Annotated in this window: 18 protein-coding genes, 1 tRNA gene and 1 pseudogene; 12 read left to right on the top strand and 8 right to left on the bottom strand. The window is 62.1% G+C overall.

All coding sequences use genetic code 11. From position 1 onward, the window contains the following. Positions 1 to 35: 35 nt before the first annotated feature. The 3 genes from GOX01_RS02940 to GOX01_RS02930 form a co-directional block, all read right to left on the bottom strand. Positions 36 to 2,267 carry a pyrroloquinoline quinone-dependent dehydrogenase gene (locus GOX01_RS02940; RefSeq protein ID WP_062269585.1) on the bottom strand — a complete coding sequence of 744 codons (2,232 nt, stop codon included), beginning with the start codon at positions 2,265 to 2,267 and terminating at the stop codon, positions 36 to 38. After that, complete coding sequence (locus GOX01_RS02935; protein ID WP_011252425.1) at positions 2,267 to 2,647, bottom strand: glycerol dehydrogenase small subunit; 381 nt, start codon at positions 2,645 to 2,647, stop codon at positions 2,267 to 2,269. Before GOX01_RS02935 ends, GOX01_RS02940 begins: the two co-directional genes overlap by 1 nt. 151 nt (positions 2,648 to 2,798) lie before the next feature. Then, the gene (locus GOX01_RS02930; protein WP_011252426.1) at positions 2,799 to 3,953 is read right to left on the bottom strand and encodes a hypothetical protein; all 1,155 of its coding nucleotides are present in this window, start codon (positions 3,951 to 3,953) and stop codon (positions 2,799 to 2,801) included. Positions 3,954 to 4,223: 270 nt separating this feature from the next. Here GOX01_RS02930 and dnaK point away from each other — a divergent pair, with 270 nt between their 5' ends. After that, positions 4,224 to 6,128: a molecular chaperone DnaK gene (gene dnaK / locus GOX01_RS02925; RefSeq protein ID WP_011252427.1), complete on the top strand. Its 1,905-nt coding sequence runs from the start codon at positions 4,224 to 4,226 to the stop codon at positions 6,126 to 6,128. Between the two features lie 142 nt (positions 6,129 to 6,270). Beyond that, a complete protein-coding gene (gene dnaJ, locus GOX01_RS02920; protein ID WP_011252428.1) occupies positions 6,271 to 7,413 on the top strand; it encodes a molecular chaperone DnaJ in 1,143 nt (380 codons plus the stop codon). 56 nt (positions 7,414 to 7,469) lie between these two features. On the opposite strand, the pseudogene GOX01_RS02915 reads toward dnaJ, so the two are convergent. After that, positions 7,470 to 8,313 (bottom strand): annotated as a pseudogene (locus GOX01_RS02915) (shikimate dehydrogenase family protein). 87 nt (positions 8,314 to 8,400) lie between these two features. After that, positions 8,401 to 8,850, bottom strand: a complete 450-nt coding sequence (locus GOX01_RS02910; protein WP_011252430.1) for an RrF2 family transcriptional regulator — start codon at positions 8,848 to 8,850, stop codon at positions 8,401 to 8,403. Positions 8,851 to 8,930: 80 nt separating this feature from the next. Between GOX01_RS02910 and hmpA the strand changes: the two genes are divergently transcribed. Then, positions 8,931 to 10,112, top strand: a complete 1,182-nt coding sequence (gene hmpA / locus GOX01_RS02905) for an NO-inducible flavohemoprotein (protein WP_062269583.1) — start codon at positions 8,931 to 8,933, stop codon at positions 10,110 to 10,112. On the opposite strand, the gene GOX01_RS02900 is transcribed toward hmpA, so the two are convergent. Continuing rightward, positions 10,113 to 10,721 (bottom strand): FMN-dependent NADH-azoreductase, encoded by a 609-nt coding sequence (locus GOX01_RS02900; RefSeq protein ID WP_011252432.1) that lies wholly within the window; start codon positions 10,719 to 10,721, stop codon positions 10,113 to 10,115. A 91-nt stretch (positions 10,722 to 10,812) separates the two neighbouring features. Between GOX01_RS02900 and GOX01_RS02895 the strand changes: the two genes are divergently transcribed. Both GOX01_RS02895 and dapB read left to right on the top strand, forming a co-directional pair. After that, positions 10,813 to 11,226: a winged helix-turn-helix transcriptional regulator gene (locus GOX01_RS02895; RefSeq protein WP_062269581.1), complete on the top strand. Its 414-nt coding sequence runs from the start codon at positions 10,813 to 10,815 to the stop codon at positions 11,224 to 11,226. A 24-nt stretch (positions 11,227 to 11,250) separates the two neighbouring features. Then, a complete protein-coding gene (dapB, locus tag GOX01_RS02890) occupies positions 11,251 to 11,997 on the top strand; it encodes a 4-hydroxy-tetrahydrodipicolinate reductase (protein WP_011252434.1) in 747 nt (248 codons plus the stop codon). A 63-nt stretch (positions 11,998 to 12,060) separates the two neighbouring features. Here dapB and GOX01_RS02885 read toward each other — a convergent pair whose 3' ends face one another. Next, positions 12,061 to 12,849, bottom strand: coding sequence for an SDR family NAD(P)-dependent oxidoreductase (locus tag GOX01_RS02885; RefSeq protein ID WP_011252435.1), 789 nt, complete (start codon positions 12,847 to 12,849; stop codon positions 12,061 to 12,063). A gap of 301 nt (positions 12,850 to 13,150) precedes the next feature. On the opposite strand from GOX01_RS02885, the gene metK reads away from it, so the two are divergent. The 7 genes from metK to GOX01_RS02850 all read left to right on the top strand — a co-directional run bounded on the left by metK (position 13,151) and on the right by GOX01_RS02850 (position 19,467). Beyond that, a complete protein-coding gene (gene metK / locus GOX01_RS02880) occupies positions 13,151 to 14,335 on the top strand; it encodes a methionine adenosyltransferase (protein ID WP_011252436.1) in 1,185 nt (394 codons plus the stop codon). A 15-nt stretch (positions 14,336 to 14,350) separates the two neighbouring features. After that, positions 14,351 to 15,046, top strand: coding sequence for a tRNA (guanine(46)-N(7))-methyltransferase TrmB (trmB, locus tag GOX01_RS02875; RefSeq protein ID WP_080504733.1), 696 nt, complete (start codon positions 14,351 to 14,353; stop codon positions 15,044 to 15,046). Positions 15,047 to 15,084: 38 nt separating this feature from the next. Further along, a complete protein-coding gene (locus GOX01_RS02870; protein ID WP_062269579.1) occupies positions 15,085 to 16,725 on the top strand; it encodes an electron transfer flavoprotein-ubiquinone oxidoreductase in 1,641 nt (546 codons plus the stop codon). 106 nt (positions 16,726 to 16,831) lie between these two features. Beyond that, positions 16,832 to 17,581: an electron transfer flavoprotein subunit beta/FixA family protein gene (locus GOX01_RS02865; RefSeq protein ID WP_062269577.1), complete on the top strand. Its 750-nt coding sequence runs from the start codon at positions 16,832 to 16,834 to the stop codon at positions 17,579 to 17,581. Further along, positions 17,581 to 18,486 (top strand): FAD-binding protein, encoded by a 906-nt coding sequence (locus tag GOX01_RS02860; protein ID WP_011252440.1) that lies wholly within the window; start codon positions 17,581 to 17,583, stop codon positions 18,484 to 18,486. Before GOX01_RS02865 ends, GOX01_RS02860 begins: the two co-directional genes overlap by 1 nt. Positions 18,487 to 18,622: 136 nt before the next feature. Further along, the gene (lepB, locus tag GOX01_RS02855; RefSeq protein WP_011252441.1) at positions 18,623 to 19,330 is read left to right on the top strand and encodes a signal peptidase I; all 708 of its coding nucleotides are present in this window, start codon (positions 18,623 to 18,625) and stop codon (positions 19,328 to 19,330) included. 60 nt (positions 19,331 to 19,390) lie between these two features. Next, positions 19,391 to 19,467 (top strand) — tRNA-Pro (locus tag GOX01_RS02850). Between the two features lie 114 nt (positions 19,468 to 19,581). On the opposite strand, the gene GOX01_RS02845 is transcribed toward GOX01_RS02850, so the two are convergent. Then, the gene (locus GOX01_RS02845; RefSeq protein ID WP_062269575.1) at positions 19,582 to 20,892 is read right to left on the bottom strand and encodes a glycoside hydrolase family 68 protein; all 1,311 of its coding nucleotides are present in this window, start codon (positions 20,890 to 20,892) and stop codon (positions 19,582 to 19,584) included. Positions 20,893 to 21,084: the final 192 nt, after the last annotated feature.

The raw sequence follows: 21,084 nt of genomic DNA, 5'->3' as shown, positions 1-21,084 counted from the left end.
CCTTCCATCACCCGGCGGCCTCAGCCCCCGCTTTCTCAGCCCTTGTGATCAGGCAGTGCGTAAACCACCAGCTGATCGCTGACCGGCGTCATCATGAAGTGATGACCACCCGCCATGATGGCGACGTACTGATGACCATTGGCTTCGTAGGTCATCGGGTTAGCCTGACCGCCGCCCGGCAGGACCGCGCTCCAGACCACCTTGCCGGTGTGCTCGTCGATGGCACGGATCTGGTTATCCGTAGCTGCCGCGATGAACACCACGCCACCGGCCGTCACGACCGAGCCACCATTATTCGGCGTACCGATTTCCCAGGGAAGACCGGTCGGCAGGCCCCACGGACCATTGGCGCGGGCCGTTCCCAGCGGGTGCTGCCACAGCACCTTCTGGCCGTGCTCCATGTCGATGGCCGTGATCATGCCGTAGGGCGGGCGGTTGCACATCATACCCGTGTACTGATCCCAGAACGGGGTCACGACGATACCGTAAGGCGTGCCGTCCATGGCGCCGTTACCTTCGGCGCCACCGCCACCCGGCTTGTAGTTCGGGTCATCGATCGGCATCAGGCCAAGTTCGTCGGCCTTCTTGCGGGTTACGAGCTGGTCGTACATCGGGGTGATGTTCCAGTTCGCAATCAGGATGCCGCTCTGCGGGTCATAGGACACGGAACCCCAGTCGCTGCCGCCGTTATAGCCCGGATACTCGATCCAGGGCTTGTCGACGCTCGGTGGCGTGAACTCACCCGTATAGTTCGCACGGCGGAACTTGATACGGCAGAAGAGCTGGTCGATGGGGGACATGCCCCACATATCCGTCTCTTTCAGATCCGGCACGCGCAGAGCCGGCATTCCCGTGGACCAGGGCTGCGTCGGCGAACGCGGATCGCCCGGGATCACGCCCGGCGACGGAGCGGGACGCTCTTCGACCGGCAGGATCGGCTTGCCGTCACGACGGTCGAGCACGAAGGTCTGGCCACGCTTGGTCGGCATGATGAGTGCGGGAACAGGCTGACCATCCTGGCCGGGCATGTCCATGAGGGTGGCCTGCGAGCCGATGTCATAGTCCCAGACGTCCTTGTGAACGGTCTGGAAGACCCAGCGCGGCGAACCCGTCTTTACGTCAAGCGCGACAACTGCGGACGAGACCTTGTTTTCTTCAGGGCTACGCAGGGCACTGTAGTAATCGGAAGCCGAGTTGCCGGTCGGGACGTAGACGAGGCCCAGCGCATTGTCGCCGGTCATCGCAGCCCAGGAGTTCGGCGTACCACGGCTGTAATGGTTGTTGCCGGTCGGCTGGCTGTGATCGTTGGGGCGGTTCACGTCCCAGGCCCACAGGAACTTGCCGCTCTCGGCATCATAGCCACGGATCACACCCGACGGAGCCCAGCGGCGCTGACCGTCGAGAACTTCGTGGTTGACCACAACCACACCGTTCACGACCGGCGGCGGCGTCGTCATGGAGACGAAGCCGGGGACGGATTCGCCAAGACCCTGCATCAGGTTGACCTGGCCGCCATTGCCGAAGCCTTCGCACAGATTGCCGGTCGCGGCATCAACCGCGATCAGGCGCATGTCGAGCGTGCCTTCAAGGATACGGTTATGGCAGGGCTGGCCTTCGGGCACCTGAGACGACGTGAAATACGTCACGCCCTTGCACGCTGCGGTGTAGGGGATGGCTTCGTATTTCTCGTTGATGTTGTGACGCCAGATCTCCTTACCCGTCGCCGGGTCGAGCTTCATGATGTCGTTCTGTGCCGAGCACATGTAGAGGCCGTCACCCACCTTGATCGGGGTGGTTTCGGCAGCCCATTTGTTCGTCTGGCCCGGACGCGGATAGCTGCCGGTGTGATAGACGAAAGCGACCTTGAGCTGATCGGCGTTCTGCGGCGTGATCTCGGACAGCGGCGAATAGCGCATCTGACTGTCGTCATGGCCGTAGGCGGCCCAGTCTCCGGAGGCGGGGCTGGCACTCTGCTGCGGGGCCATCTGCGGAACGTCGTTCGGATCCATGGACCCGATATCCGGCAGGTTGGCCGCGTTCACACCCGGAGCCTGGGGCGCATAGGGGGACGGGCCGGAAAAGCGGCTCTTCGCGGCCGGCGTGTTCTCAGTCGGCTCGAAGGAATTGCCGCTGCCATTGCCGGGGCCCGGCACGGAGGAGGTCGGCGAGCCACCGCTGCCTGCGGGGGCGAACTGGGCATTGGCAGCCAGCGGTGCGCAGGCCAGCGTGGCACAGGCAACGGTGGCGAGAAGATGGGATCTGCGCATCAGACGGTTCCCCTCAGGGTACGGCGGGTTTCCATCCGGCGAAGAACCGGGATGGTGAGGGCGACAAGGATGCCCAGCAGCGTCGGGCCGAAATCGCGCGGCAGAAGGTCAACGGGGCTGAAGCCCACTTCCCACAGGGACCAGACCCAGGTGTAGGCCAGCGCACCCAGATACAGGAATGCGCCAAGCGTCCGTCCCATGAGCATGAAAACACCGCCGGCAACCAGCGGAATGCCACAGATGACGTAATAGACAGAGCCGCCCAGCATCGCGAGGTCGGCCCCGGCGATCACGAAGAACAGCCCCACCAGAATGATGACAACCCCTAGGACCAGTGTGAGCCACTCGGTCAGGGTTCTGCTGCCATAAGTATTCGGCATTGGTGAAAGCCTCCAGAACTGAAAGTCCGGACGGTAAGTCCAGACTTTCAGGAAAGCTACGGTTCTTTTTCAATATTGTTGAATATAATTCTAACAAAAACGTGTAATAACACGGTTGCACTTCAACAAATTCAAATGCGCGTTATCTTTATTACCCGGCCGGGATTGTTACGACCGCCCCTGCGGTATGGTTCGTCGCCGCAAGGGCCGCCAGAACCTGCACCATCGTAAACGCCAGTTTGCTCTGGAAATCGCGATCGCTGATCCAGAACCAGGTGTTGTTGTAACTGACCGCGGCATAGTGGGAGTCCGGTTCTTCCCGGCTCGAATGGATCACGACTTCCGGGCGGTTCTCAATGCCGATCTGCCCGATCGTGGGCGGCGTACGGCCGCTCTTGATGTCGTCTTCCGGCACCTCGACCTCGTAGGCGAGCTGCGTGAGCATCGCGAGCATAGAGCGCGTCAGGATCGCGATCTGCTTGCCGGGGTGCTTGGGATACGGGCCATAGACGATTTCGGCTTCCTCGGCCCCCGGATCGAGATGCAGCAGACGACGTACTTCCGCCTGGATCGCCAGAAGGTTGCTGTCCGATGTCGAGGTCAGGACCAGATAGGAGCGCTCGGTGCCCGTGCTGTTTCCCCCGTTGCCATTGCTGTCGGACTTGCCGTCGTTTTTCTTGCTGTCCGGCGGGGTCGGAGTCTCGCTTGTGATCCGGATGGTCATGGCCCCCTGGATCTGAAGCTGCCGCAGATCGTGCAGAAGCAGATAAAAGCGGACCGAACCACCACCAGACGGCCCAGCGCCAAGCCCGCGGACATTGGACAGGCCGTCGATGGACTGTGCCGTCAGACGCAGCAGCGTGTCGATCGGCAGGCCGCCGAGGCTGAGCGGCATGATGACCGTCGGTGAGATCGGCCGGACCACGTTCTCGGCATATTGCTGGCCCGTCACCGGCTGATAGGTGAAGGTCGGGCTTTCCCCGAGCGACATCGTCCCCGTGCCGAACAGGTAGTTCCCGACCGCCGTCGCCGGATAGGCGTAAAAGCCGCCGCTGATGCTCTTGGAAACGCTGTATCCCGCAATCACCTGCGTCGTATCCAGGAATGTCGGCGGATCGGCGTAACGCAGCCGGACGATGTTCAGCAGCATCTCGTGCTTCTGGGTATCCCCCAGCGCGCGGGAGTATTCGAGCTGGTCGTTCCGCAGTTTTCCGGGCCCCATCGGGCCACAGGCGGAGAGACCGGTTACGGAGAAAACGGCCAGGGCAGCCATCAGCGTGGCACGAAAGTAAGGATGATTCGGCATGGCTGTGTGAAGACTGTCCCATTGGCAGGCAAAGCGGAAGGCCCAACCTTACTAGAGGGGGATGTCCGTATCGGAAACAGCCATCTTCCCCTTCCGGCCCCGTGAAGCGAACATTCTCGACGAAATGTGTCGTCCAAGTGCTTGAAACACCTTGCGGCGTTGCCTAGATCAGTAGTCGGAACACAGGCCCGTGAGGGTCTGGATACGTCAATAGGGTCCGATCCGGTGCCTCACAGGGCCGGGACGGACCGCTGAGAGGACTGATATTACATGAGCAAAGTCATTGGCATTGACCTTGGTACCACCAACTCCTGCGTCGCAGTACGCGAGGGTGACGAAACCAAGGTCATCGAAAACAGCGAAGGCGCCCGCACGACGCCGTCCATGGTCGCCTTCACCGACAACGGTGAGCGTCTCGTCGGACAGGCCGCGAAGCGTCAGGCCGTCACCAACCCGGCCAACACCCTTTATGCCGTCAAGCGTCTGATCGGCCGTCGTTACGACGATCCGACCGTTCAGAAGGACAAGGAGATGGTGCCGTATGCCATCGTCCGTGGCGACAACGGCGACGCATGGGTCGAGGCACGTGGCGAGAAGTATGCTCCGTCGCAGATCGCAGCCTATGTTCTGGGTAAGATGAAGGAAACCGCCGAGAGCTATCTTGGCGAGACCGTCTCTCAGGCTGTCATCACGGTTCCGGCCTACTTCAACGACGCCCAGCGTCAGGCAACCCGTGACGCCGGCAAGATCGCTGGCCTCGAAGTCCTGCGCATCATCAACGAGCCGACCGCAGCAGCCCTCGCCTATGGCCTTGGCAAGCGCGATTCAGGCACGGTGGCCGTGTATGACCTTGGTGGTGGTACGTTCGACGTCTCCATCCTCGAGATCTCCGACGGCGTGATCGAAGTGAAGTCCACGAACGGTGACACGTTCCTGGGCGGTGAAGACTTCGACAACCGCATCATCGGGTTCCTGGCTGACGAGTTCAAGAAGGACCAGGGCATCGACCTGCGTGGTGACAAGCTCGCCCTGCAGCGCCTGAAGGAAGCGGCCGAGAAGGCCAAGATCGAGCTGTCCTCCTCCAAGGAGACCGAGATCAACCTGCCGTTCATCACGGCTGACGCTTCCGGTCCGAAGCACCTCGTCGTCAAGCTGTCCCGCGCCAAGCTGGAAAGCCTGGTTGATGACCTGATCCAGCGTACGCTCGGCCCGTGCCGTGCAGCCATCAAGGACGCGTCCGTCTCCGCCAACGAGATCGACGAAGTCATCCTGGTCGGCGGCATGACCCGTATGCCGAAGGTCATTGAGACGGTTAAGGAATTCTTCGGCAAGGATCCGGCACGCAACGTCAACCCTGACGAAGTGGTCGCCATCGGTGCTGCTGTTCAGGGCGCTGTCCTGAAGGGTGACGTCAAGGATGTCCTGCTTCTTGACGTGACGCCGCTGTCGCTGGGTATCGAGACGCTGGGTGGCGTGTTCACCCGTCTGATCGACCGCAACACGACGATCCCGACCAAGAAGAGCCAGACCTTCTCCACGGCCGAAGACAACCAGAACGCCGTGACCATCAAGGTCTATCAGGGCGAGCGTGAGATGGCGGCTGACAACAAGCTGCTGGGCAACTTCGACCTGCAGGGCATTGCTCCGGCACCGCGTGGCGTGCCGCAGATCGAAGTCACCTTCGACATCGACGCCAACGGCATCGTGAACGTGTCCGCCAAGGACAAGGCCACGAACAAGGAACAGCAGATCAAGATCCAGGCTTCTGGCGGTCTGTCTGATGCCGACATCGACCGCATGGTCAAGGACGCCGAAGCCAACGCTTCTGCCGATAAGGCCAAGCGTGAACTGGTCGAGCTGCGCAACAGCACGGAAAGCCTCATCCACCAGACCGAGAAGTCCATCACCGAAGGTGGCGACAAGGTTCCGGCGGCTGACAAGTCCGAAGCTGAAGCAGCCATTGCCGAAGCCCGCGAAGCTCTGGGTGGCGAAAACCTCGACACCCTGAAGGCTGCCAGCGAGAAGCTGACGCAGGCTGCCATGAAGGTTGGTCAGGGTGTGTACCAGGCTGGTCAGGGCGCTGAAGGTGGCGCTGCACCGGAAGGCGAGAAGAAAGACGAAAACGTCGTTGATGCCGACTTCGAAGACCTCGAAGACGACAGCAAGAAGCACTGATCGGGTGACATCCGCAGACGGGGCTGAACGCTCCGTCTGACCCTGTTTTCCGAGGGCGCCCGTTCCCGCAAGGGGGTGGGCGCCATTCTTGTTTTCCGGCCCTCCACAGGGACCGCCTTCAGGACCGCCCCAAGGACCGAACATGGCCACCAGAATCGACTATTACGAATCCCTTGAAGTCTCCCGCACGGCCTCGCAGGACGAGCTGAAGAAAGCCTTCCGCAAACAGGCCATGCGGTACCATCCCGACCGTAATCCGGGTGATGACGCCGCCGAGCAGAAGTTCAAGGAAATCAATGAAGCCTATGACGTCCTGAAGGACGAGCAGAAGCGGGCTGCCTATGACCGCTACGGCCATGACGCCTTTGAAGGTGGCATGGGCGGAATGGGCGGCGGCTTCGGTGGTGGCTTTGCCGGTGCAGGCGGTCTGGGCGACATCTTCGACCAGATGTTCGGCGACATGATGGGGGGCCGTCGTGATGGTGGACGCCGGACCGGGGCGGATGTCCAGGTTCAGGTCGAGATTACGCTGATGGAAGCCTTCACGGGCGTGACGAAGGACGTCGAAGTCCGGACGCGCGTGACCTGTGAAGCCTGTCATGGGTCGGGTTCGGCCGATCCGAAGGCTGGCAGCAGCACCTGCCCCACCTGTCATGGTGCGGGCAAGGTTCGTGCGCAGCAGGGCTTCTTCCTCGTCGAGCGCCCCTGCCCGACCTGTCACGGTTCGGGACGCACCGTCGCCAATCCGTGCAAGGTCTGTCACGGTACGGGCACGGAAGCGAAGACGGAAACCATCAGCATCGACATCCCGGCTGGCGTCGAGGATGGCACCCGCATCCGCATGGCTGGCAAGGGCGAGGCCGGTGGCGAAGGCGTGCAGCCGGGTGATCTGTATGTCCACATCTCCGTCCTGTCGCATGACATTTTCCAGCGCGACGGGGCGAACATCTACTGCCGCGTTCCGCTGCGCATGACGCAGGCGGCTCTTGGTACGGAAGTCGAGGTTCCGGTTGTGGATGGTGGCCGCAGCAAGGTCCGCATCCCTGCCGGCACACAGACGGGCGAGACGTTCCGCCTGCGCGGCAAGGGCTTCTCGGTCCTGCGCTCCTCGGCCCGTGGAGACATGTACATCCAGGTTTCGGTCGAAACGCCGAGCCATCTGACGAAGCGCCAGCGCGAACTTCTCGAAGAATTCGAGAAGGAAGCCGGGGACGACCACGCTAAGGGCAGTCCCGAAAACAGCGGCTTCTTCGCCAAGGTCCGCGACTTCTTCGAAGGCCGCTGATCTTTCAGCTCTGCAAAAACCCGGTGCTCTCTTCGGAGACACCGGGTTTTTTCATGTCAGGCCGCGCCGAAAATATCCTTCAGGGTCTGCTCCATCACCCCGGCGTCCAACGTCCTGCCCAGCCAGTGCTCCACGCCGATCACGCCCTGATTGACCAGCATCCCGAGCCCGTCCAGCACGGTGCAGCCCCTGTTTTCTGCTTCCCGCAGCAGGCGGGTTCGGAATGACATCGGCGACGATCAAGCCCTTGCGCAGGGTCTCGACCTTCAGCGGCGGCATGGCGTCCGCATCCCCCAGACCGATTGACGTGGCGTTGATCAGGATGTCCACGTCTTCCGGCACGCTGGCCTCGCCGTCCCATGCCTGAACATCGGCTTTGGCGGAGGTGTTGTCCCGCACCAGTGCAGCAATGGTTTCGGCTTTTTTGGGATCGCGGTTCATGACCATGATATGGGCGGCGGAAACGAGCCCCAGTTCCACGGCGATGGCACGCGCAGCCCCGCCCGCGCCCAGAAGCAGGACCTTCTTTCCGGACGGATCCCCGACCTTGTTCAGGGACGCCAGAAAGCCCTTCCCGTCCGTATTGTCGCCGATCAGGCGCCCGTCCCGGATGGAGACGCAGTTCACCGCACCGATAATCCGGGCGGACTCCGCCAGTTCGTCCAGATGCTCGATCACCGCAACCTTGTGCGGCAGGGAGCAGTTGAACCCGACCCACTCCATGGCCCGCGCACCCGCGACCGCGTCCTTCAGACCGTCCGCCTTGACGTCACAGTTGATGTAACGCGCATCGATGTCGTGGTGCCGGTACGCGGCCTCGATCATGGCGACGGTCGGGTTGTCATCGCATGGCGTGGAGAACGATCCGGTCAGGATGCTGCGGAAATTCTGCTGGCTCATGAGAGGCTCCTCGGATCTGTGCCTGTTTTGCGCTCATCCGAGATGACGCACAGGGACACAGATGGGTCCATTCACATTCCGGAAATGTCAGTTTTCCGGAATGCTCAGGCCCAGCAGGGCAGCCTCGCGACCTGTCAGCAGATCGGCCAGCGTGTAGCGGTCCAGTACTGTCAGAAACGCGCCCAGTGCATCGCCCAGCACGCCGCGCAGCACGCAGGCAGGGGACAGGACGCAGGGTGTTCCGTCCGTGCTGTTGCGGCCCTCGCAGTCCACCAGCGTCATGTCATCTTCCGTGAAGCGGACGACCGCGCCCACGTTGATCTCTGAAGCCGGGCGCGCGAGCTCCAGCCCACCACCGCGTCCGCGAACGGTCGTGACGAAACCGCCCTGCCCCAGACGGTGCACGACCTTCACCAGATGGTTTTCGGAAATGCGATAGGCCTGCGCGATCTCGCGGATGGAGACGCGGTGTGACGTGTGAACTCCAAGATGGATCAGCACGCGCAGGGCGTAATCGGTGTGCAGTGTCAGGCGCATGGCGACTCCTCTGCCAGATTGACAGGCGCAGGTCACGTTTTTAAAGATGTATTTCAAATAAACCTTTAAGGGGACCGCTCATGTCCACTTCCGCCGACCGCAGCCTCACGCCCGAGACCATCGCCATCATCAAGGCGACCATCCCGGCACTCGAAGCCCATGGCGTGACGATCACGTCCGAAATGTACCGCCGCCTGCTGGCTGATCCCGCGATTGCGGAAATGTTCGACCCGACGCACCAGTCCACCGGCACGCAGCCCCGTGCGCTGGCCATGGCCGTGCTGGCTTATGCGAAGAACATCGACAATCTGGGTGTGATGGGCAGTGCGGTCGAACGGATCGCGCAGAAACACGCCAGCCTCGAAATCCAGCCGGAGCATTATCCGCATGTCGCCACGGCCCTGCTCGGCGCGATTTCGTCCGTTCTGGGAGAGGCCGCAACGCCGGAAATCCTCGATGCCTGGGGTAAGGCCTACTGGGCGCTTGCGGATATCCTGATCGGCCGTGAGCACCAGCTTTACGACAGCAGCGCCCATGCCGAAGGCGGCTGGACCGGCTGGCGTCCGTTTCGCATTGCCCGCGCCGTGCCGGAATGCGCGAATGTCACGTCGCTCGAGCTGGAGCCTGTGGATGGCAAGCCGGTCATCAGCGCCGTTCCGGGGCAGTATCTGGGCGTTGATCTGGACATTCCGGACCGTGGCCGCACGCGCCGCAATTACAGCATCACGTCCAGCCCGAACCGGAAGGGCTATCGTATCAGCGTGCGCCATGTTTCGAACGGCGCGGTTTCGGGCTGGCTGAACAGCGGAAAATGTGAAGGGACGGAAGTCCTGCTGTCGCCGCCTGCCGGCAATTTCGTGCTGCCGGAAAAGGTCGAGGGGCCGCTGGCGTTTGTCTGCGCCGGAATTGGTATCACGCCGATGATCGGGATGCTGGAAGCGCTGGCCCAGCCCGGTGTCACGACGCCCGTTCATGTCGTGCAGATCGCCCATTCCGCCGAGACTGCGCCGTTCGCGGAGCGTCTGGCGGAGCTGTCCCACAATTCTGCAGGGCGCATCCGGGTGGTCACGCGCCTGACGGAGAAAGACGGTCACCCGACTGCCGCCTGGGTGGCCGAGCAACTGCCGGGCGGAGTCTCGACCTATCTGTGTGGTCCGACAGGCTTCATGCATGACATGGTGCACGGCCTGCCGGCAGCCGGCGTTCCGGCCGAGCGCCTGCGTTACGAGACGTTCGGACCGGATACCGGCGTTACGGACTGATTAAAGCGCGCTGGCCTTCTGCTCCGCGTCCGACAGGATGCGGGCACGGTCGGCGCCACCATTCGTAGCCAAGCCCTCGGCCTCGATTACGGTGAGGTCCGTAATGCCGATCATGGCAAAGACGGATTTCAGATAGCTGAGCTGATGCTCAAAGGATGCGGCCGGAGAGCCTTCGCCATAGAGGCCGCCACGCGCCACGGCCAGCACGACCTTCTTGCCCTTGGCCAGACCTTCGATCCCGCCGCCGGACGTGTAACGGAACGTCTGGCCCGCCACCATGATGCGATCAATCCAGGCCTTGAGCTGGCTGGGAATCGACAGGTTGTACATCGGCACGCCGATGACCACGATGTCGGCCGCCTTGAAGTCCTTCAGGGCATTGGCGCCGGCGATCAGTTCGGGACGACCAGAGACATCCGGCGTCAGATCCTTGCCGAGCCAGGACAGCGCCTCGACGTCCAGATGCGGCAGTGGATCGCTGGCGAGGTCGAGGGAAATGACCTCGACGGACGGATCCTTTTTGCGGAACTGGGCGACAGCGGCGGCACTGACGTGACGGCTGGCGGAGCTGTCACCGAGGATGCTGGAATCGATGTGGAGAAGTTTCATTTTGATCTTTCCGGTTCCTGATCGTAACCAGCACCAGATAAGGAACCTTTGAACCCCGCCGCAAGAAGGCACATTCCGGAGCCATAGGCACATGGATGTTCGCGTCAGCGAGACCTCTCCGTCTCCATCCCCGCCAGACTGCGCGCAGAACAGCGATGCCTGTGCCGTCATCCGCTCCATTCTGGCGCGCACGACGGACAAGTGGAGCATCCTGATCGTCAAGTCGCTCGGGCGCGGACCGCACCGTTTCAGCGAACTGCGCCGCGCGATTGACGGGATTTCACAGCGGATGCTGACCCTGACCCTGCGCAATCTGGAACGCGACGCTCTCGTGCTGCGGACCGTCACCCCGACGACTCCGCCGCGCGTGGATTATGAGCTGACGACGCTCGGGGAATCGCTGTGGACGCTGACCGAAGCTTTCGGTCAGTGGGCGCTGTCGAACCGTCCCGAAATCGAGGCGGCCCGTGCCCGTTTCGATGCCCGGCTTGACGCCAACACCTGATTTTTCCGTTCTGATGGACCGACCATGACCCTGATTTCTGCTCCCCGTATTGGTATCGCCGGCATTACGGGCCGGCTTGGAACGCTTTGTGCCGAAGAGGCTGGTTCTGCCCTCGTCGGCGGCCTCTCCCGGACAGCAGACCCCCAGCGCAACATCACCACCGATCCCGCCGCACTCGCGAAAAACTGCGATGTCGTGATCGATGTCAGCCATGCTTCGACCGTTCCGGCCCATGCGGCAGCCTTTGCGCAGGCCGGATGCGCCTGGGTTCTGGGGACGACGGGGCTCGATCAGGGCGCGCAGGATGCCGTGAACGCGGCGGCGCAGCATATTCCCGTTCTTCAGGCCGCCAATTTCTCACCGGCGCTGACGCTGTTTCTGGAGCTCGCCCGTCAGCTTGGTGCAGGGCTGCCGGATTATGATGCGGAAATTCTGGAAGTTCATCACCGCCAGAAGCTGGACGCGCCGTCCGGCACGGCACTGGCGATCGGCCGGGCTGTGGCGGAAGGACGTGGTGTCAGTTTCGAGGACGTGGCCCGGACCGACCAGAACGGCCGACGTCCGGATGGCGCGATCGGATTCGCCTCCCTGCGCGGCGGACAGATCGTAGGCGAACATGATCTCGTTCTGATGGCCGCAGACGAACAGATCACTCTGTCGCACCGCGCACTGGACCGCAGGGTCTTCGCAAGAGGCGCCCTGCTGGCCGCAAGATGGCTCGCAGGACGCCCCGCCGGCCTCTACACAATGGCCGACGCCTTAAAACGCTAACTTAAAACAGGGTGCAGGGATTAAAATCCCTGCCGGGCCCGGGCAGAGCCCGGACTCCCCCGATCAACCGCCAGCAATCGGCAGGTTCACCCCCGTCATGAAGCTGGAATCATCCCCCAGCAGGAACGCTACTACGCCCGGGATCTCGTTGATGTCGCCATAGCGGCGCATCGGAACGCTGCCGATCATCTGCTGGGCCACGACCTTGGGATCGGTGGAGAAATACTGGCTTCCGACCTTGGCCTGAAGCTCGACCTGACGCTCCCACATGAAACCGGGCCCCATGTAACCGGGGCTGATGGCGTTCACACGGATGTTGTAGGGGGCAAGGTCAAGCGCGGCCGTTTCGGTCAGGGCGATGATGGCGCCCTTGGACGCACCATAGGCGGCCATGTTTGGCGGTCCCTTCACACCGGCCATGCTGGCGGTGTTGACGATGCGCCCGTAGTTCTGCGTGATCATCTGGCGCGAAACGGCTTTGAGGACGTGGAAGGCACCGGTGACGTTGATCGTCAGCACGCGCGCGAAATCGTCGGACGGGTAGTCCTGCACGGGGGCGAAGGCGCCCTGATAGCCGGCATTGTTGAACAGGAAGTCGATCTTCCCGAAGTCCCGGACCACGCTATCCACCGTCCCGATCACGGCCTCTTCGGACGTGACGTCACAGACATAGGAGCGGGCTTCGACGCCCTTTTCACGGACGGAGGCTTCCGCCTTTTCCAGCGCCTCGCGGTTCATGTCCAGAAGGGCGATGGCCGTGCCCTCTTCTGCCAGACGGAGGGCGGTCGCAAGACCGATATTGCCACCCGCGCCGGTGACCAGACAGACTTTACCGTTAAACTTCTTCGACATTCCGAATGCCTCAAACTCTGTTTTTCCCGGGACCGCACCCGTGACGGGCAACAAGGGTCGCGGGAACACGAACGCAGCATGGACGGTGTCGTTGAAAAATGAAACGGGGGCGCCGGCTCTCTTTTTTGTGATCTCACGGCGGTTTTCGGGACTTTCCCGCAGAAAACCGCGTTCAGACCCCATGCAGCCCCTTGACCCTTGCGACCAATTCCGCCAAGCCGTCACCTCCCTGAATGCCACAGCCTGTCTGCCAAGACACCCTGTGGCCCTTCTCACCACTCATTCCCTGCGAGGTCCCTGAGTGCGCAATCACGGCGATTTCCTTTTCACGTCCGAGTCCGTTTCCGAGGGCCATCCCGACAAGGTGGCGGACCGCATTTCCGATACCGTTCTGGACGCCTATCTGCAGGCCGATCCGGAAGCACGTGTTGCCTGTGAGACGCTGGTCACCACCAACCGCGTCATCCTGGCCGGTGAAGTCCGCGGCCCCAAAGAGGTCGAGGACACGCTGATCGACCGTGCCCGTGAAGCCATCAAGGACATCGGCTACGACCAGGAAGGTTTCTCCTGGAAGAAGGCCGACATCACCTCCTACCTGCACGCACAGTCCGCCGACATCGCCCAAGGCGTTGACAGCGGCAGCGACAAGGACGAGGGCGCTGGTGACCAGGGCATCATGTTCGGCTACGCCACGCGCGAAACCGAACACCTGATGCCTGCGCCGCTGTATTACGCGCAGACGATCCTCGAGCGCATCCGCGACTACCGCAAGAACGGCGACGCCCGTGGGGTCGGCCTTCTGCCGGATGCCAAGAGCCAGGTCACGCTGCGTTATGTCGATGGCAAGCCGGTTGGCGTCACGTCCGTCGTGATTTCCACGCAGCATGTCGAGGGCATGAGCCAGAACACGATCCGCGAAACCCTGCGCGACGTGGTCAACGGCATCCTGCCGGAAGGCTGGACCTGCCCGGAAGACGAGTTCTACGTGAACCCGACCGGTAACTTCGTCATCGGCGGACCGGACGGCGACGCCGGCCTGACGGGTCGCAAGATCATTGTCGACACCTATGGTGGCGCAGCCCCGCATGGTGGTGGCGCATTCTCCGGCAAGGATCCCACGAAGGTGGACCGTTCGGCAGCCTATGCCGCACGTTACCTCGCCAAGAACGTCGTGGCTGCCGGCCTTGCCGACCGCTGCACGATCCAGCTCAGCTACGCCATCGGCGTGTCCAAGCCGCTCTCGGTCTATGTTGACCTCGACGGCACGGGCAAGGACGTGGACGAAGCCCGTCTGGGTGCGATCCTTAACGAGGTTGTGGACCTCTCCCCGCGCGGCATCCGCAAGCATCTGCGCCTGAACCGTCCGATCTATGTTCCGACCTCCGCTTACGGCCATTTCGGTCGTGCGCCGGATCCGGTTCTGGACAACTTCACCTGGGAACAGACCGATCTGGTCACCACGTTGCGTGGCGCCCTGAACCGGTAATCTGGCAGAAAACCCCTGGTCGAGTCTCTCAAACCCCAGCCGGAGCGGCTTTACGGTCGTCAGCGCGGCCATCCGCTCCGGGCCCGGCAGCAGCACCTTCTTGAGAAGGCGCTGCCCCGGCTTTCCTTTACCTCACCGGAAAATCCCGCTGCGGGATTCTCCGATGCGGTTTCGCGCGTCTTTCTCGAAATCGGTTTCGGCGGCGGCGAACATGCCATCGGCCAGTCCGAACTGAACCCGGATGTTGGTTATATCGCCTCCGAGGTCTTCGAGAACGGTCTGTGCTCCCTGCTTTCGCGCCTCGTGCCCGAAGGCGAGGAAGACACGGCCACGCCGCCGCCCCATTTCCGCATCTGGGCCGAAGACGCCCGCCTGCTGCTCAAGGACATGCCCGATGCATGTCTGGACCGGGCGTATCTGATGTTCCCGGACCCGTGGCCCAAGGCCCGGCACGCCAAGCGCCGCTTCGTGCATCCGGAAAATATCAGACAGATGCACCGCGTCCTGAAACCCGGAGCCATCTGGCGCGTCGCCAGTGATCACCCTGTCTATCAGGAGTGGGTCACGGAAGTGATGGGCCAGCAGGACCTGTTCGATGCGCCTCCCCCGGCCAAAGAACGTCCCGAAGGCTGGTCGCCCACGCGCTATGAGGCCAAAGCCTTCCGCGAAGGGCGTGTGCCATTCTACTGGACTTTCACGCGCCGTCCCTGAACTCTCCAACCCTGTTATTCAGCGAGTTTCCTGACATCATGACCCAGATCGAACGCGAAGAAATGGAATTCGATGTCGTGGTGGTCGGTGGCGGTCCCGCCGGTCTCTCCGCCGCGATCCGCCTGAAACAGCTGATGCCGGATGCGGGCATCTGCCTGATCGAAAAAGGTAGCGAGATCGGCGCCCACATCGTCTCGGGCGCCGTGATCGAGCCGCGCACGCTTGATGAGCTTCTGCCGAACTGGCGCGATCTGGACGCCCCGCTCCGCACGCAGGTGACGGAAGAGCGGATGCTGTTCTTGACGGAAATGCGCTCGTTCGAGGTGCCGTATCTGGATCGCGTGATGCCGCAGATGGCCAATCACGGGAACTACGTTGTCTCGCTCGGCGAAGTCTGCCGCTGGCTTGGCGAACAGGCCGAAGCCCTTGGGGTGGAAATCTATCCGGGGTTCTCGGGCGCGGAACTGTTCATTGAAGACAACCGCGTTGCCGGTGTCATCACGGGCGACATGGGTATCGAGCGCAACGGTGAGCACGGGCCGAACTTCACGCCCGGCATGATCCTGCGCGCCAAACAGACCATCCTGACCGAGGGCGCACGCGGCTCCCTGACCGGCCATGCCATGAAGCGTTTTGGGCTGCGCAAAGGCGTCGACCCGCAGACCTATGGCCTTGGCGTCAAGGAAGTCTGGGAAATCCCGGCGGAAAAGCATCGCCCTGGCCTCGTGCAGCACAGCTTTGGCTGGCCGCTCGATGACCATACCTATGGTGGCGCCTGGCTCTATCATTTCGGGGAAAATCTGGTCAGCTTCGGCTTCGTGACCGGCCTCGATTACGCCAACACCTATCTCTCGCCCTTCGAGGAAATGCAGCGCACCAAGCTGCACCCGGCCTTCCGGGAGCATTTCGAGGGTGGCAAGCGTCTGATCTACGGCGCACGCGCCCTGTCCGAAGGTGGCTTCCAGTCCATTCCGCGCCTGACCTTCCCGGGCGGTGTGCTGGCCGGTGATTCGGCGGGTTTCCTGAACGTGCCCAAGATCAAGGGCACGCATACGGCCATGAAGTCCGGCATGATCGCGGCCGAAGCCGTTGCCGAGGCTCTGGAAAAGGACAAAAAGGAAGCCGCCAGCATGACAGCGCGTGTCCGCCAGTCCTGGCTGTGGTCCGAACTGCGCGACGTCCGCAACATTCGCCCGGCCTTCGCGAAGTGGGGCATGAAGCTCGGCGCGATCTATGCCGGCATCGACAGCATGATCCTGCGCGGTCGTGCCCCCTGGACGCTGCATCATCCGCATGCCGATAACGAAACGCTGCGTCCGGCCTCGCTGTGCAAAAAGATCGAGTATCCCAAGCCTGACGGGAAGATCACCTTCGATCGCGTCAGTTCGGTCTTCCTGAGTGGCACGAACCACGAGGAAAACCAGCCGGTTCACCTCAAGCTGCGTAACGAGGCTATCTGGCGCACCGTCAATCATGACGTGTTCGATTCGCCGGAGAGCCGCTACTGCCCGGCTGGCGTGTATGAACAGGAACAGACGGGCGAAAACGCCTGGCAGCTCCGGATCAACGCCCAGAACTGCGTGCACTGCAAAACCTGCGACATCAAGGATCCGACGCAGAACATCGAATGGTGCACGCCCGAAGGTGGCGGCGGTCCGAACTATCCCGTCGGGATGTGAATTTCTTCCCGCAGACGGGCGCATCCGGAGCGGAATGTGACTTTTTCAGTCAGTCCCGCTACGGTGGCGCCCGTTTTTGTGGCGGCGACAGCAGCGAAAGATGACGATGAAAGTTCTGGTCCCAGTCAAACGGGTGGTCGATTACAACGTCAAGGTACGTGTAGCGGCCGATGGCAGCGGTGTCGAAACGCAGGGCGTGAAAATGTCCATGAATCCGTTCGACGAAATTGCGGTCGAAGAAGCGGTACGCCTGCGTGAAAAGGGTGCCGCAAAGGAAGTCGTGGCCGTAACCATCGGCGCACAGGCCGCGCAGGACGTCCTGCGCACGGCCATGGCCATGGGTGCCGACCGCGCCATTCTCGTGCGTACGGACGACACGCTTGAGCCGCGCGCCGTGGCCAATGTGCTCAAGGCCATCGCCACGCGCGAGGAAGCTGGCCTGATCTGCATGGGCAAGCAGGCGATCGACGACGACATGAACGCCACGGGCCAGATTCTGGCCGCCAAGCTTGGCTGGCCGCAGGGCACGTTCGCAAGTGCCGTGACGGTTGCCGATGGCCGCGTCGAAGTCGCCCGCGAGATCGATGGTGGTACGGAAGTCGTGTCCCTCACGCTCCCGGCCGTGATCACGGCGGATCTGCGCCTCAATGAGCCGCGCTATGCCTCCCTGCCGAACATCATGAAGGCCCGCAAGAAGCCGCTTGAGACGATCGAGATCGACAGCCTCGGTATCGACACGGCCTCGCGCCTGACGGTGGTCTCCGTGGCCGAGCCGTCCGAGCGCAAGGAAGGCGTGAAGGTGAACAGCGCGGCCGAACTGGTCGAGAAGCTCAAGACAGAAGCGAAGGTGATCTGATGACCGCTCTTGTTCTGATTGAAGTCGAAAACGGCACAGTCCGTCAGGCTTCCCGTTCGGCTGTTGCCGCGGCCTCCCGCTTCGGTGCCGTCGATGCCATCGTGTTCGGAGACGGTGCACAAGCCGCTGCTGCCCTGCCGGGTGTGACGCGCGTTCTCAGCGTGCCGGGTCTGGTCAATGATCTGGCCGAGCCCGCTGCCGACCTTCTGGCTGCCCGTGCGAAGGACTACAGCCACATCGTGGCCGCAGCCTCCGCCACCGGCAAGAACATCCTGCCGCGTCTGGCGGGCCTGCTGGACGTGCAGCCGATCCCGGATGTGGTCGAGATCAAGGACGCCGACACGTTCGTGCGCCCGATCTATGCCGGCAACGCCCTGGCAACGGTCCGCTCTTCCGACAGCATCAAGGTGCTGACGATCCGCGGCTCCAATTTCGATCCGGTTGCGGCCGAGGGTGGCTCCGCTGCCATCGAGACGGTCGAGGCTCCGGCCAGCGAGAAATCCGTCTTCGTGAAGGTCGAGCTTTCCGCATCCGACCGTCCTGAACTGGAATCCGCCCGCGTGGTGATTTCCGGCGGCAAGGGCATGAAGGACGCTGCGAACTTCAAGCTGCTTGAACCCATCGCTGACAAGCTGAACGCCGCCATTGGCGCATCGCGTGCGGCTGTGGATTCCGGCTTTGCCCCGAACGAGATGCAGGTCGGACAGACCGGCAAGATCGTGGCGCCGGAACTCTACATCGCCGTGGGCCTGTCGGGGGCGATCCAGCATCTGGCCGGCATGAAGGACAGCCGCGTCATCGTGGCGATCAATGCCGATCCGGAAGCGCCGATCTTCAAGGTCGCCGATTACGGTATCGTGGGCGATCTGTTTGAAGTCCTGCCGGAACTTGAAAAGGCGCTGTAAGGCGTCCTGTTCCTGAAACGGCAAAAAAGGGGCACCCCATAACGGGACGCCCCTTTTTTCATGACAGGACCTGACAGAGGTTTAACTGGCTCTCCGGCGCCCATCAGGCACTCTCCAAGGCACGGAGACACCCATCATGACCCTGCGTAAGTTCGCCCGAGACATCCTGTCCTGCCTGCCCGTCCTTCTGGGCTTCCTGACCATTCATAGTGCCCTTGCTGCCGCCTACATCGTACCCTCGGCTTCGATGGAGCCGACACTGATGATCGGGGACCAGATCGGTGTCGTTGTGCCCTCTTATGGTCTCAGCACGGCCAACCTGCCCTTCGGTCATGCCCTGAAGCCGCATGACAGCAGCGGAGGACGCCTCTTCGGGCATCTGCCCCGCCGCGGAGACGTCGTCGTGTTCCGGGCACCGGCCAATCTGCGTCAGACCTGGATCAAGCGCGTCATCGGCCTTCCCGGTGACAGGATCGCGCTCGTCCACGGACATGTCGTCCTGAATGGGACCGAACTACCATGGAAGGACATGGGCCCTGCCCGCGAGGAGAACCGCAGAGGCGTCTGGCTTCCGGCGGAACGCTATGACGAGATCCTGCCGGGGAATGTGCATCACAACATCCTTAAACTTTCGCAGGATGGCGAACTGGATAACATTGCGCCTTTCACGGTCCCTGCCGGTCATCTGTTCGTCATGGGCGACAACCGCGACAATTCCGCCGACTCACGGGTCAGCGTTGCTGAAGGCGGCGTAGGGCTTCTGCCGGTCTGGAACCTTCAGGGGCAGGCCCGTACCGTCCTCTGGTCGTGGCGGGATATCACCCGAACGGCACTCATTCTCTGATTTTTCGCTCTGGCCCCCTTGCAGGAAAGCGTTAACCCCTGTAGGAGAAGCGCCGTCGGCCGGAGTGTAGCTCAGCCTGGTAGAGCACTGTGTTCGGGACGCAGGGGCCGGAGGTTCGAATCCTCTCACTCCGACCAGCCGATAATTTTTCCAGAAATCGCTGATACAGTTTCTTGGCCTCAGGCCAGAGCATTTCTGCGCCTGAAACGCAGAAAAATGCCCTCCCCCTTTCGGGAGAGGGCAAAACGGCTTCAGGAACGCTTGTCCCAGGCCGAAGAGGTCGGCCAGACGCCCTGGGCGTAGACCTGACCATAGGCATGAACTTCCGTCAGGAAGGTCCGCTCACCGTCGAGAACGATCTTCACGGTCGGCGCCAGCGTGCCACCGATGCGATAGGTTTCCGGATTCTGCGGATCAGCCGAACCGGGCTGCGGCAGGGTGTCGATGAAGGACTGCACGTAACCGGCAGGATCGACGAAGTGCGAGTAGGTCTCGTACGGCGCCGAAGAGGGATTGCCGAGCACGAGGCCGGAGCCGTTCAGCGGAGCATACGGGCCGAAAATACCGTTGCGCGACACGAAGCCATACACGCCATCCGGACCCGTGCTGTTGCCGGTGAAGGTAGAGTGATGGGAGATCGTGAACAGATAGGTCAGACCGTCCTGGAACACGACATGGGGGCGTTCCGTCTGGTCATTGACGCCGAGCGCGGTGACAAGCGCCGGCAGCATTTCCCACTGTGAGAAATCACCCTTGGTGGAGTCGGATTTCAGACGGGCAATACCGATGGCGGCGGCGCCATACTGCGCACCGGCCGGAACGGTCGTAGCCGGCGGCACGAGGCCCCTCTCGTCGGAGCCGATGGTGAAGTCACCGCGCATGCCCGGCACATTGCCTTCGAACAGGGCGTAGATCTGGTTGTCGTCCGGGTTACGGAAGATGTGCGGATCACGGAAGTCCCAGTACTGGTCCTCGACGATGTTGGCGTAGTTCACGCCATCCGCCTGGAACATATCCGTGCAGACATCGAAACCCTCGAACCACACGCCGTTGGCATCCGCGAGGATACGGCCCGTCGTGTAGGACGGAACGGACTCGGACGGGATGTCATTGACGGAGGTGTAGAACAGATCGACCGTACTGCCGCTGTTCTCGCGCATGACCGCGCAGCCAGACCATTCCCAGCTACGGGAGTTGGCGCCTTCCTTGATGACACGACCGCCGAACTTCCAGTCCGCGCCATTGCCGGTGCGGCTGTAGTAGTAGCCGATATAGGAATAGTTGTTGCGGCTGTGCCAGCCCTCAACCGTATCGCCCGTTGCGGAGCGGTCGGCCACGAGGGCGAACATGACGTACCAGCCCTTGAAGGTCACGGTCTTGCCGTGAATGTCGCGCAGCAGCCAGGTATCCCACTGCCACACATCGGAATCGATGACCGGGAAAGCATAATCGATGACCGGCATGGTCGTCGTCGGATCATCGGTATGAATCTTCATCGCGTCAGCGATCGTCCAGCGCGAACCCGACTGGATTGCGCTCTGCGTGCTGGAAACAGCGTTCATGATTTTTCCCGTAACTGAAAATGAAAAAGAATCAGACGGTTTCCAGTAACCGGAAGAACACCGGTTAATGGAAACCGAACAGAAGAGACGGTCGAAATCCTGTCCTGAGCCGTAATATTTGCGCAGGAAAACGTGTCTCGCTTCTGACATACGCAACAAAAAAAGGCCGCTCCCCAAGGGAGTGGCCTTTAT

This window comes from Gluconobacter oxydans (assembly GCF_006539685.1).
GTDB lineage: Bacteria > Pseudomonadota > Alphaproteobacteria > Acetobacterales > Acetobacteraceae > Gluconobacter > Gluconobacter oxydans.
This window is presented reverse-complemented; position numbering and strand designations above follow the sequence as displayed.

What these genes read in the sequence shown, in the direction of transcription:
- GOX01_RS02940 (WP_062269585.1), bottom strand. Translation starts at nt 2,267, where the DNA reads ATGCGCAGATCCCATCTTCTCGCCACCGTTGCCTGTGCCACGCTGGCC.
- GOX01_RS02935 (WP_011252425.1), bottom strand. Translation starts at nt 2,647, where the DNA reads ATGCCGAATACTTATGGCAGCAGAACCCTGACCGAGTGGCTCACACTG.
- GOX01_RS02930 (WP_011252426.1), bottom strand. Translation starts at nt 3,953, where the DNA reads ATGCCGAATCATCCTTACTTTCGTGCCACGCTGATGGCTGCCCTGGCC.
- dnaK (WP_011252427.1), top strand. Translation starts at nt 4,224, where the DNA reads ATGAGCAAAGTCATTGGCATTGACCTTGGTACCACCAACTCCTGCGTC.
- dnaJ (WP_011252428.1), top strand. Translation starts at nt 6,271, where the DNA reads ATGGCCACCAGAATCGACTATTACGAATCCCTTGAAGTCTCCCGCACG.
- GOX01_RS02910 (WP_011252430.1), bottom strand. Translation starts at nt 8,850, where the DNA reads ATGCGCCTGACACTGCACACCGATTACGCCCTGCGCGTGCTGATCCAT.
- hmpA (WP_062269583.1), top strand. Translation starts at nt 8,931, where the DNA reads ATGTCCACTTCCGCCGACCGCAGCCTCACGCCCGAGACCATCGCCATC.
- GOX01_RS02900 (WP_011252432.1), bottom strand. Translation starts at nt 10,721, where the DNA reads ATGAAACTTCTCCACATCGATTCCAGCATCCTCGGTGACAGCTCCGCC.
- GOX01_RS02895 (WP_062269581.1), top strand. Translation starts at nt 10,813, where the DNA reads ATGGATGTTCGCGTCAGCGAGACCTCTCCGTCTCCATCCCCGCCAGAC.
- dapB (WP_011252434.1), top strand. Translation starts at nt 11,251, where the DNA reads ATGACCCTGATTTCTGCTCCCCGTATTGGTATCGCCGGCATTACGGGC.
- GOX01_RS02885 (WP_011252435.1), bottom strand. Translation starts at nt 12,849, where the DNA reads ATGTCGAAGAAGTTTAACGGTAAAGTCTGTCTGGTCACCGGCGCGGGT.
- GOX01_RS02870 (WP_062269579.1), top strand. Translation starts at nt 15,085, where the DNA reads ATGACCCAGATCGAACGCGAAGAAATGGAATTCGATGTCGTGGTGGTC.
- GOX01_RS02865 (WP_062269577.1), top strand. Translation starts at nt 16,832, where the DNA reads ATGAAAGTTCTGGTCCCAGTCAAACGGGTGGTCGATTACAACGTCAAG.
- GOX01_RS02860 (WP_011252440.1), top strand. Translation starts at nt 17,581, where the DNA reads ATGACCGCTCTTGTTCTGATTGAAGTCGAAAACGGCACAGTCCGTCAG.
- lepB (WP_011252441.1), top strand. Translation starts at nt 18,623, where the DNA reads ATGACCCTGCGTAAGTTCGCCCGAGACATCCTGTCCTGCCTGCCCGTC.
- GOX01_RS02845 (WP_062269575.1), bottom strand. Translation starts at nt 20,892, where the DNA reads ATGAACGCTGTTTCCAGCACGCAGAGCGCAATCCAGTCGGGTTCGCGC.